Raw genomic sequence first — 12,296 nt, 5'->3', positions numbered from 1 at the left:
GATATTGACGCGATCGATGTCGGCGGTTGCGTCGCCGGAAAGGGTCGGCCGCGCGTCGTCGGTGACCGAGCCGCTGGCAATCTCGCCGGTGATCGCACCGACGTCGTCCGTCAGGGTGACTGAGTCACTGACAATGCCGGAGTTGATGTTATCTGGAGGAGTTATGTCCGGTCGGGAACCGTTGGACGGCGGAGAGACATTACCCGCAGGATCGACAACCACGATAGTTACGTCGGTATCCCCTTCATGGACAGGGTTAGGCTGGATACTCCAGTCACCATTTTCATCAACTACAACCGTGGTGGTTTCACCGGTACTGCCATCGGAAATAACCACAGTTGAACCAGGTTCTGCTTTACCTGAGATTTGTTCATCATCATTGCTATTTATAACCGCCGCTTCTGGCGAAGAGGTGTCAGTAAACTCTTCAGTCAGGCTACCGCTATTGCCCGCACTATCAGTTACCGTAACAGTGACGGTGCCATTTGGTTGTGAAGTCGGTGCTTCCACATACCAGTTACCTTCACTGTCCGTCTGGGTCGTGATCTGGGTGCCATCAGGCAGTTGAATGACAACCTGTGAGTCAGGGCTATTCGATGTTCCGGAAAACTCTGGACGACCATCATTATCACTGTCCGCAACAGGATCAAGTGTCACCGATACACTCTTAGCGGAAGAGTCATGGCCACTGCTACCACGCCCGGACGCACCAATAGCAACGCCGCCTGCCGCGCCGCCCAGCAGCATAAAAGGCAACCAACCAAAATTGTTGTGACTGGCAGTCAGCGGATCGGCACTGGCATATCCTTCACCACCTAATACCTGTTCACCGCTCTGACCTTCAGTTAAAGCTGGCGGGTATTCAGCCACATCGCCGGAAGTCGGCACATATTCATAAAATTGACCGTTTTCGCCCAGCCCAATCAGATGAACGTTTTCATTATCATAATAATCTTCCAGTACAATATCAGGATGCTGAGAATCATCCTGGCTAAAGAAAAGCTGCAGATTATTGCCAACGCGCCTGGTTACAACCATTTGCGGAGCATGTCCTGTAGCGCTATCGATCAGTTCTATATTTAATGCACCCTGATGCGGAACTTTGATCGTTGTAGGATTTTCAGATTTTGTATCAACAGTGTATGAAGAGATAATACCCTTCACACCACGCAAGTTCACTTTCAACATAACAACCTTCTTAATTAACGAGGATTGATTAAATTCAACAGAAATAAGGCTTTCACAAACCCTTAATCTCTATATTCATATACTTCGAATAACCGTGATTTTATGACGAGATAATCTGCAATCCTGACATTGCTTCCAGCACAACTCTTGATTCTGGAGTCAGTGAACGGCATTATCAGAACTGATTAATAAAAAATATGGTGCCAGATTGCATCAATGCAGTGAGTATGCAGCGCCCTGAGCTTTACTGCTTTTATCAGCTATCTTCATAGCATTGCTCTGAGCATGACTACTGTCAGAATTTAATAGTGAAGAAGCCACCGGGTGATTCAATAGTTTTGACTCGCCCGCTTCAGAACAAGAACGTTCATTCACTACACGCGATAACGTACGTGATTGTGCTTTGAGACTGGTTAAAACAGATTCAGCTTCCTTTGCAGGCACCAGACGCGCCGTGATTTTCTGCTGATCATTTACCGCTAACTGATAGTAATAGCGCTCACCTGATTTCAGCTCTGGTGTGGGTACTTCAATTTTTGCTGGCTGGACAAAATCATGCTGGCTGAACATAACGTCCAGTTTTTTCTGGCCAGGACACACACTAATTTCAGTCCCTCTATCACCTGACATTACGCTAGTATAGTATTGATTATTAACAAATACGTTAACGACGCGTTTTGATGCGGCAGGATTTTTTTCATCAATACGGTAGACAATAATGTGCGCACGCGGGTCGTGTATCTGCTCCGGCGCCTTGTCATTTTTGACTTCTTTAAATAACGATGGCGCAGGAGCGTTCTGCAATGGCGCCGCCTCAACATAATTGCAGTACAGGTAGCCTGTAAGTAATAAAACCATACTCAGCATTGCTCCCTGCATAAATTTAAAGGGACTATTCGATGCTTTGCATGTTAAACGTGAATTATTTTCCATATAACTCTCCTTAAGGTGCTTAATCACTATATTTAAAACACCTTATATCCGATGTTGAACAGGAGTTGACAACTCCTTAAAAAATAAAAAATGGGAAATTTAAACAGCGCAGAAGGGTGAGCCTACGCCTCTGGATAACGTTAAATCTCATTTACATTGATAACTCCTTTGTAAAGTTCAAGCAACGAGACATCATTGATAAATGCATTAAATTCTTTGTCTCCTTTCAGAGCGAACTTTCTCATCACATTATATTTATGTGCATAGATTGTTTTAACTGACAAATCTAACCTTTTTGCTGTCTGGATTACACTGTATCCTTTCTTCAAAAAACTAAGCACCTGAAGTTGCACCACGGTGATACGTGCAAATTCGCACCGTAAACAGTCTGAAGGCAGATATCCCATAACTCTTCCCTGAGTGTTTAACCAGGCCTTGGTTATTTTCTCAGTGATTAAACGTACCGAATCCCTTTTTGACACTTCAAGCAAAGATTGATAACAAAATGGTAACGGGTTTTTAATTTTCTCTCCGAAATCATCGGTAAATACCAATATGATACTGCCAGGCTTTCGCTCGCGATAAGCGGGTTGACACATATAAAGACGCCATTGCGAAACATTGATCAGGATGAAGTCAGCCTGCCGCAGGTTATGACTATCAAAACCTGATAAAAATTTTACTTCTGCATCAGATAGCAGTGCCTCCTCAATTACCTTTGATATGCCCAGTCTGAAGAAGTAATTGTCATCCGTACAAACCACATTAACATCCATTTTTTCCCTTCAGCATCACAAAATTCACGATGACAAATATTATATTCAGGTGAACTTACCGTTAATCAATACCAATTCGCCTTTCTCTTTTAGTTCCTTGAGCACTCTGCAAATGGAACTTTTTGATAAATGAGAACTATTTTCAATAAGATATAGTGCTGAAAATCGTTTCTTTAAATGAGTCGGCAGTTTTTTCCATCTTTCAATCAAAGAAAGAACTTCATCATATGAGTTACTTTTTGGTAACTGAATGTAATTCATCAGATCAGAATACTGTCCTGATAAAATAGACATTGCGTCATTAAAAAGATCTTTCTCAAAAACCAATCGCCAGAACACGTCATAGTCAATGAAACTGACTTTTCCATAATCGACTCGTTCCAGATAGACTGGCGGCTCGTCTAAAGCTGGAGTGACGCCGACAACAAACGGAGCGGATAAGATATTCAAAACCTTATTCTCGCCTTTAAGTTTAAGTAAAAAATCGCCGTCAAGAATGAACATAACGCGACGTACATGATCTTTAGTCAAATGATAACGGCGCTTGCCTCTTGAAATTTCATCTGGATTAGCAATCTGCGTAAATCCTGCTAATGCATCGATGATCCGTTCATGATTTTCAGTCACTCTATACATATTAATTAACTCAATCTAACTGACGCATTGGTCAGTGATTAGCAACAATTCGTAAAATCAGTTTTTTATAGTCTCTTTCTCTTTCGCCTGGTGTACTCGCTTACCTGAGCTCGCCTCCATAACTCGGGCAGTTAAAAATAGTCTTTATCGGTTCCACTATAATAAAACCGTCCCAACAAAATTCAAAACCGCAAATACAAATAAATAAAGACATTCAGGCTAATAAGAGAAACAATAACCAGATCTTACACCATTCAAACGCTGTTTAGTTAGCACATAAATCTACTTTGTAGCACCTTACGGGCAGTGTTATAACTTTTTTCCTAAAAAAAGAATTTCCCATTACCATTTGAAAGATGATGTTATGAGCATGCTATTTTAAAAGCACGCATTTAAACACCTCTCTCAATTTTCCAGCATGGCTGAAAAGAAACAAATCAAATTGGCATCAATGTTAATACTCCTTACTAAAGTTACGCTGTCAGGCAGCATTGCATGGAAGGAATTAAACCACGACACCCATTAAACAGATACTTAAATTGATTATCTTTATATATTTAGTTTTTTATCCTGATAAATATGATTTATTTAGCTTAAAGCACCAAGCGCTGGCAAATGGGATTTTTCCCTTTTTAATTCCACTTCTCAAATGACTTCACATTCAGGCAAGTGAAATCATTAACTCATGGCTTTATGCACAAGCTTATTCATAGATGAATCAGTTTTACTGAACCGCGTTCATGGCATGCGTTTCCCGGATGCCAGATAATTTTAAGCATCAGGCATAAGCAGTGCTGTTAATGGTTAAATCACGCATAAGAATAATGTACGCTCAAAAAATTCCAGAATACCAACAGCAGTTAATATTATGTAAAAATATAATAGCCATATCCTTGCTTACGATAACAAAAGAAGAATTATGGATGTTTTACTATTTCATTTTTTATGACCACCCATTCTAATAGCGCCGTTCGCTAGAAGCGGCATAAATAATAATATTGAAAAAATGATACATGGAGATATCGATGAGAGAGTTAACATCTTTTGAAATGCAAAACGTTTCAGGAGCAGGTTTTTTTGACTTTATTGGCGCTGTAGTTGTCGGTGCCGTTACGGGTATTAGTTCTTTTGGTCTTAAATGGGGAATGAGTGGCGGAAGCACCGGTGGCGTGTTAGGCGTTGGTATTGTCTCTGCCGGTGTAGGTCTGATTGTCGGCGCAGTCCTTGGTCTTGTTGATGGTGCTTTATATGGTGCTATGAATGGCTGGGATAGCACGGCAGGCTGGTTTAACGCGGTCGTTGAAAACCAGTTTGATCCTAATGCATCTGTAATTACAGCTTAAGGAAACAACATGCGTGAATTGAACAATAAAGAAATCGAAGGCGTTAGCGGTGGTTCATTAACTTCGGTGATCCTGGATTTCTTTAAGCAGCTAGGCGCAAGCTCAGAAGAGAAAACTGAATGGACGCGCCCAGACTCAATTCCAGCAGCGAACCCGGTTAGTGGGTCTGCCTTTGGCATGGGTATTGTTGGTGTCGCAGCAGCAGTCGTATTTGGATTGCTGATTTTCTAATTCTCTTGTGAGGAATGAATCCTCCAGGGAAGTGAACGATTATTAAATCGTTCATTAATTGATGTTATTAATTATTTTATACAAAGGAAAGTATATGAAAAAGTTATCTATGGTTGCTCTTGGTCTGATGCTGGCTGCTGCTCACGTTAATGCTGCTGAAGCTTCAGATGGCACCATTAACTTCACAGGAAATATTGCGTCTCAGACTTGTACTGTAAGCGTAAACGGCGGCGGCAGCACTGCAACCGTTACACTGCCTAAAGTAGCAAGTAGTATTTTAAGCACATCTGGTCAGACTGCAGGTAACACTCGCTTCACTATGGCGCTGAGCAATTGCTCAGCTACGACTGGTGACGTGTACGCTTACTTTGAACAAGGTGCCAACGTCAATGCTGATGGTCGTTTGACCAATACTGGTACTGCAACGAATGTTGACCTGCAGCTGCTGGATAGCGGAAATGGCGTGTTGAACGCGGGTAGCACTGAGCAGACCACCTCTCCAAAAACTGTCGCTCTGACTGCTGGTGCAGGTACTCTGACCTATTCTGCTCAGTACTATGCAACTGGTGCAGCTACTGCTGGTACCGTCTTATCAGCTGTGAACTATTCAATCAATTACCTGTAATTGATTATGGTGGGAGCATCTGTTCCCACCTCTCTTCCTCTATCATCATTTCTGTCAAAATCATGAAAAAAAAAAGTTTTAAATTTTTGATCTCCTGTCTGCTGGCTTTTACGGTGACCTCATCGGCTTTTGCCAGCGTGACGATTATCGGCACCCGGGTAATCTACCCCGCAACAGAAAAAGAAGTCACAGTCCGCTTAGATAACCATGGCAATCAACCTGCGCTGGTACAGGCCTGGATTGACAATGGAAATCCTGATGAAGCACTGGATAAAATAAACGTACCGTTTGTCTTGCTACCGCCTGTTTTCCGTATGGAGGCTAACAAAGGACAGACATTACGTATCGTTTATACCGGTTCAAACCTGCCCAAAGATAAAGAGTCGGTATTCTGGCTTAACGTACTCGACATCCCTCCTCGCGATAAAAGCCTTGCGAATCAAAATCAGTTGCAAATGGCTATTCGTAGTCGCATCAAAATTTTCTTTCGCCCAGCCCGGTTCGATGCGATGCAAGCCACAGAAGCAGCGTCGGGTCTTATCTGGCATCAAGGGGAGAAAGCGAATCAGCTGACAGCAACCAATAACTCTTCGTTTTACGTCAACGTTTCACAGATCAATGCCGAGGATAACGCGGGGCGAAAAGTAGTCAGTGAAAAGGGAGAAATGCTTGCACCAGGCGAAACAAAAAGCTTCTCCCTAAAAGGATTGAACGCAAATCAAATAAAAACAAACTTTCATTATCAATATCTGGATGATTATGGCGCTGCACGCAATGTAGACGCCAAAATTAGTCAGTAACTTTGGTAACTCATCAGGGGTAATAATGATGGCAAGGATGATTAAAAATAATAAACCAACGGGAAAAATATTTTACCGATCTTTTCTGGCGCTTTTTTTAACTGCATCAACAGGCGCCGCATTTGCAGAAAATTCGTATGATTTTGACGAATCATTTGTGAAGAATCTACCGGGCGTTAAAGTTGATGTGGCCCGCTATGCAACCGGTAACCCTATTGATCCTGGTACTTATACGCTGGATATTTTCCTGAATGGTCGTCAGATTGGTCGGGAAAATGTTCAGGTCATTCGTGAAGGGGCGGGAACCAAAGCGTGCCTTTCCTATGATCTGGTCAAAAGCTTGTCACTTAAGGACACAGTTTTTAGCCCGGGACAAGCTGAAGATTTGCGCTCTGGTAAACAGTGTATGGCGCTGGAGGAGGTAGTTAAAGAGAGTCATGCAGCTATCAATTCTGCCGATATGCAGATGGATATCTCAATTCCGCAAATTTATCTGTTGCGATCTGCGCGCGGCTACGTTGCGCCAGAATTCTGGGATAAGGGTGAAACAGCACTCACGCTAACCTATAACACCAACTATTATCGCTCTGTAAATCACGGTCAGGCATATGACTCATTTTATGGCCGTGCGCTGGCGGGCTTTAACCTTGGCGGATGGATGTTCCGTCACGATGGTTCTCTCAGCTGGCAACGTCAAAAAAACAACGAGTATCATCATTACGATGCAATTAATACCTATGTCCAGCGTGATATTCCGCAAATAAAATCACGGCTGTTATTAGGTGAAGGCAATACCAGTGGCGAAATTTTCGATACGCTTTCTTTTCGTGGTGCGCAAATATCTACAGTTGACCAGATGTGGCCAGACTCTCAGCGAGGCTATGCACCAGAAATCCGCGGCGTAGCCCGAACCAACGCTCAGGTAACTGTATCGCAAAATGGCAACAAAATTTATGAAACGACGGTCTCACCAGGCCCTTTTAATATCACCGATCTCTATCCTACAGGCTACGGTGGTGATTTAGACGTGACCGTGAAAGAAGCTGACGGCGGTGCGACCCGTTTCTCAGTTCCTTACGCAGCGATGACGCGTCTGAAACGTCCGGGCATGACTTTTTATAGTCTGACCGGTGGTGTATCCCGAAAAGACAATATGGTTTATACACCTTCGGTCTATCAGGGCACTATTCAGCATGGTTTTAGCAATAGTCTGACCGGTTACTCAGGTATTCTGGGATCAGATAACTACACCTCTGTGCTGTTGGGAGGTGCATTTGGTTTACCTGTTGGTGCGATCTCACTGGATATTACTGGGGCTCAGACAAAATATGGTGATGAGAAAAAGCAAGGTGTAAGTTATCGGGCAACTTATAGTAAGAAGGTTTCTCAGACTAACACGAATTTTACTCTGGCGGCTTACCGCTTCTCATCATCCGGTTATTACAGTTTTGATAATGCATTACAAATCAATAACTATTATAAAAAAAATCATAAAAACAGTTCGTCAAATTATCTTTCGCGCCCCAAACAACGGTTTTCTATGACGGCAAGCCAAAATTTTGGGGAGTCATATGGGAATATCTATCTTACTGGTTTCGTTCAGAATTACTGGGATTCTGCCGGAACAAATACGCAATTTCAGCTGGGTTACAATAATACAATTGGTCGGGTCTCCTATACTTTATCAGCAAACCGATTATTATATTCAACCGGCGGGCATGACACTCAACTGTCACTCGACTTCTCGGTGCCAATTGGTAGCGATAGTCAAAGTTATGTAACCGGAAGTGCGACACATAATAAACAAGGTGTGAATGCACAAACAGCTGTTAATGGAGTTCTGGGTGAACATGACCAATATAACTATAACGTTGGAATAGCGCGCGATACTGATAATGAGAAGTCCGGTTCAGTTAGTGGGCAATACCGTTCGCCCTACAGTATGCTGACGGCGTCTTATACTAAAGGGGAAAACTATTATTCTGCCTCGGGTGGTATCAGCGGTGCGGTAGTCGCTTTACCTGATAGCATTAATTTCAGCGCTTATCAGTCTACGACTTATGCTGTTGTTACCGCAGAAGATGCAGAGGGCGCGCGTGTACTTGGCTATCCCAATATTGTGTTAAACGGCAGCGGCAAAGCTATTGTGCCAAACCTTAACCCGTACCGGATAAACGAACTGGCCATCGACCCAAAAGGAATTCCACTGGATGTTGAGCTTGAATCAACTCAGCAGCGCGTTATTCCTGTTGAGGGTGCAGTCGTCAGACTTGATTATAAAACCAGCAAAGGAAAGCCACTGTTAATTCGGGCTAATCAGCCGAACGGAAACGCCTTGCCATTTGGTGCAACGGTTAATGATGAAGACGGTAACCTTATCACCACTGTTTCACAGGGTGGTCAGATTTATGTGAGGTTAAATAAAGATGTCAGCCGCCTGCATATTTCCTGGGGTAAAGCAGCCAGTGATAAGTGTCTGGTTAACCTGGAGTCTGGTGTTGTTAATTCCAGTGAAAACAACACACTTGCAAGGCTCACAACAACATGCAGCAGCGATCAATCAAAACCTGTTCGCTACGTGTCTAACGGCGAAATGAACAAAGATAATCAGGGTTAATCGGGTGACATTATGATGTTTATTAACTTTAGAAGGACACTGACCAGAATAGTCAGCATCATGACTATAGTATCTGGTTTCGTCATGCTAGCACCAATTAATGCGAACGCGGCAGATGATGTCACACTGACGTGCAAAAAATCTCTTTCTGATGCGGTATTAGATTTCCGCTCACTAGGGATAAACATTTCGGCAGCTGTTCCGGTTGGCACGGTCGTTTATAGTGGCAATTTAACAGTCACGTTCAAATGTGCCCTGGATAATCTGCAACAGTTTTTAGATGGATTAACAGCAGAGGTTTACTTAAAGCGTAAAACAATAGCTGAAGATGCACTTGGTTATGGCTTAACCATTTATACCGGTTACGGTGGTGAAATGTCCACCGACGCTGCCATTATTCCTACCGGCAACAAGATCGCTACTTACGCGTTAACCAGTGGTGGTACAGTCGGTTCTTATACTGAGGTCACGTTAAATGTGCCTTTTCAGATTGTGCGGACGTCAAACTCGATGGCTGGCCCCAATTTGCTTCCGGACTATGTCAACGTATTTGATGTAGGCTCATTGGTACCAGGAAATGACCTGAAACTTTATGTCAGATATATTAAAAGCGGCATCACTGTGAGGGATCAAACCTGCTCAGCAGCAGGTGATGTTAACCCGAAGGTGTCATTAGGGAGTTACACAGCGAATACCAGCAGTGGGTTGGGTTCCGGTATTGGACAAACCAGCCCATCTACCGCTTTTAATCTTCAGCTTAACTGTGAGGCACTTCTTTCAGGTACCTTTGACGTTATGATGCAGTTGGATGGGGATGCGGCTGATGGGCTATCGGATGTCGGCGTAGTTTCTCTGAATTCGACCTCAACTGCCAGCGGAGTGGGTGTTCAGATTCTGAATGAAAGCCAGCAACCTGTTGCACTGGCAGCACCATACAGAGTTGCAGCTTATCCACTGTCGTCTGCATTGATAACAGTGCCCTTATATGCACGTTATTACCAGACTGCTGCCACAATAACTCCTGGTAGTGCTAACGCAGTTGCTACCTATACCATTAGTTATCAGTAACCATATGGGCTCTTCGGAGCCCTTTACCAGACTTTATAAACTGAGAAAGGATTTTATCAGTGGATAGGCCATTAAAAGGAAGGAGGTTTAAAGTTGGTGTCTCTGATGAGAGTCCTTTTATTTTTTATTCAATACAAAAAATACTCTCAACCGGATTTCACAACCTGGACATTGCAGCATACCCGGTAGAAGCAGAAAACCTTTTTGTAAAACTGAATAGCGATACTCCTGATATATTAATTACTGATTTTTGCTTTAACTTTGAACGTAATGATTTGAACGGCGTTAGAAAGCTAGAAGAAATTTACAACCATAATGCTAACCTTAAAATCATTATCTTTACGGCACAGAATAGCCCGGCCATTTTGAAAAGAATATTGCAAATTCCGGTAAATGCAATAGTGAGCAAACGTGATGATATACGGGATCTGGTAGAAGCTTTGCACTGGGTTTGCTCATCGAATTCTGAAATATTTTATTCAGAAAAGATGAAAGATCTGGCGCATTCTGCTTCAGAGGAGCCCGCACAGACTCTTTTATCACCCGCAGAAGTTGAAGTAATCAGACTTTTTGCTATCGGGTACAGTTTAATGGAGATAGCTAAAGCACGTAAACGTAGTATCAGTACGGTTGCAACGCAGAAATATAACGCCATGCGTAAACTTCAGCTGCAGTCTAATACTGATTTGATTAAATATGTCTTTGCCCAGCAACTCATTTAATTTCGGGCTTAATTTTTAAGAAACAGCGAGCATCATGAAATTTTATAATTTTAAAATTGCATTTATTGTACTGTCCTGCGTGCCATTTGGATCTTATGCGACCAGCTTACAGCAGGCTGCCCGAGCCGCATTAACCTATGACTCTGCATTGCAATCCAGCCAGATGACCAGTGAAGCCGATCAGCAAAAATACTGGCAGGGTATGGCCGGAATGTTGCCCACATTGACGCTCGAAGGAAACTGGGATCGTCAGGAACAGCCGGATAAAAAATATCAAAGTGGTGTAACAAATCACAGTTACGATCTCAGTGTCAGACAACCCCTGTTTGATATGAGTAAATATGCTGGCTGGCGTAAAGGCGTTGCTATTGCCAATACCGCTGAAGCCCAGTCAAAAAAAGCTGAAGAAAAGTTATTAAATGCGATCAGTAATGCCTACTTTTCGGTGCTCTATCAGCAGGAAGTTTTACAGGCTGCGAAAGCTGCCAGTCATAACTTCAAACAACAGCAGCAAAAACTGCAGGCCGGTATTCTGAATGGACAAAACACTCGTACAGAGCTGGATGAAGCTAAGGCCAATTACGCTCTTGCTCAGGCCAAAGAAATAGAGGCGAGTAGTCAGTTATTGCTGGCTGGAGAAGCATTTCGTCGCTTATCAGGTGTCAGCCCGGACACTGTCGAGCCGGTAAACTTTCAGTGCCTTAACGCTTCGCCCTACGCTTCTTTAACTGATGCGATTAATGCCAGCCAGCAACGTAACACTGAAATCAAAATTGCCCTGTTTCAGAATGATCAGGCCGATGCTGATGTATTGGCTGCAGATGGCGCACATATGCCTGTCGTGTCACTTTACGCCAGATATGGCAAAAACTGGAGCCGTAACGATAACGACGATAATTTACTTTATGATGCTATTTTTGGCACTAACTCTAAAAGTAATAATCTGCAGTATGGCGTTAACGTTTCTATTCCATTATTCGCGGGTGGCAGCCAGATTTCACAATCTTATGAAGCAGCCTATCGCCGTCAGGCAGCGAAATATTCCACCATGGAAGCACAACGCAAAGCGGCTACAGATACACGTTCAGCATGGCTTAGTCTTACGAATGGAAAAGCGTTAATCAACGCGCAGAAAAATGCCGTCGAGTCTTCACGCGAAAAAGTGGTGTCTGTTCAATATGGCCGGGAAATGGGTTTCCGTACGGTAAATGATGAGCTTGATGCCCAGCAAAAATATTTTAGTGCGCTTAAAGATCAGGCTGAAGCTCGCTTCAATTACCTGAACGCCCTCATTAATCTGGCACAAAGTACCGGATCACTATCAATCGACATGCTGAATTTTTTTCAGTGCCGTTAA

At 43.1% G+C, this 12,296-nt stretch carries 12 protein-coding genes; 8 read left to right on the top strand and 4 right to left on the bottom strand.

What is annotated here, in order from left to right; all coding sequences use genetic code 11:
* From OK409_RS22365 to OK409_RS22350, 4 genes are all read right to left on the bottom strand, one after another.
* On the bottom strand, nt 1-1,188 hold a 1,188-nt coding region (locus OK409_RS22365; protein ID WP_264367556.1), incomplete at its 3' end, for an Ig-like domain-containing protein.
* 213 nt (nt 1,189-1,401) lie between these two features.
* A complete protein-coding gene (locus tag OK409_RS22360) occupies nt 1,402-2,121 on the bottom strand; it encodes a hypothetical protein (protein ID WP_132499665.1) in 720 nt (239 codons plus the stop codon).
* A 140-nt stretch (nt 2,122-2,261) separates the two neighbouring features.
* Nucleotides 2,262-2,897 (bottom strand): helix-turn-helix transcriptional regulator, encoded by a 636-nt coding sequence (locus tag OK409_RS22355; protein WP_010256756.1) that lies wholly within the window; start codon nt 2,895-2,897, stop codon nt 2,262-2,264.
* 45 nt (nt 2,898-2,942) lie between these two features.
* On the bottom strand, nt 2,943-3,533 hold the full coding sequence (locus OK409_RS22350; protein WP_033770258.1) for a helix-turn-helix domain-containing protein: 591 nt from the start codon (nt 3,531-3,533) through the stop codon (nt 2,943-2,945).
* Between the two features lie 1,025 nt (nt 3,534-4,558).
* Here OK409_RS22350 and OK409_RS22345 point away from each other — a divergent pair.
* From OK409_RS22345 to OK409_RS22310, 8 genes are all read left to right on the top strand, one after another.
* A complete protein-coding gene (locus tag OK409_RS22345; RefSeq protein ID WP_010256762.1) occupies nt 4,559-4,876 on the top strand; it encodes a hypothetical protein in 318 nt (105 codons plus the stop codon).
* A gap of 9 nt (nt 4,877-4,885) precedes the next feature.
* A complete protein-coding gene (locus tag OK409_RS22340; RefSeq protein ID WP_010256766.1) occupies nt 4,886-5,107 on the top strand; it encodes a hypothetical protein in 222 nt (73 codons plus the stop codon).
* A gap of 94 nt (nt 5,108-5,201) precedes the next feature.
* On the top strand, nt 5,202-5,732 hold the full coding sequence (locus OK409_RS22335; protein WP_010256772.1) for a fimbrial protein: 531 nt from the start codon (nt 5,202-5,204) through the stop codon (nt 5,730-5,732).
* A 62-nt stretch (nt 5,733-5,794) separates the two neighbouring features.
* Nucleotides 5,795-6,532, top strand: a complete 738-nt coding sequence (locus OK409_RS22330) for a molecular chaperone (protein WP_052271916.1) — start codon at nt 5,795-5,797, stop codon at nt 6,530-6,532.
* A 25-nt stretch (nt 6,533-6,557) separates the two neighbouring features.
* On the top strand, nt 6,558-9,149 hold the full coding sequence (locus OK409_RS22325; RefSeq protein ID WP_264367555.1) for a fimbria/pilus outer membrane usher protein: 2,592 nt from the start codon (nt 6,558-6,560) through the stop codon (nt 9,147-9,149).
* Between the two features lie 12 nt (nt 9,150-9,161).
* Nucleotides 9,162-10,217, top strand: coding sequence for a fimbrial protein (locus OK409_RS22320; protein WP_264367554.1), 1,056 nt, complete (start codon nt 9,162-9,164; stop codon nt 10,215-10,217).
* A 59-nt stretch (nt 10,218-10,276) separates the two neighbouring features.
* Nucleotides 10,277-10,939, top strand: a complete 663-nt coding sequence (locus OK409_RS22315; RefSeq protein WP_264367553.1) for a response regulator transcription factor — start codon at nt 10,277-10,279, stop codon at nt 10,937-10,939.
* Nucleotides 10,940-10,973: 34 nt separating this feature from the next.
* Nucleotides 10,974-12,296, top strand: coding sequence for a TolC family outer membrane protein (locus OK409_RS22310; RefSeq protein ID WP_010256785.1), 1,323 nt, complete (start codon nt 10,974-10,976; stop codon nt 12,294-12,296).

It is taken from the genome of Pantoea sp. RG18, from assembly GCF_025910075.1.
GTDB classification, from domain to species: Bacteria; Pseudomonadota; Gammaproteobacteria; order Enterobacterales; family Enterobacteriaceae; genus Pantoea; species Pantoea agglomerans.
This window is presented reverse-complemented; position numbering and strand designations above follow the sequence as displayed.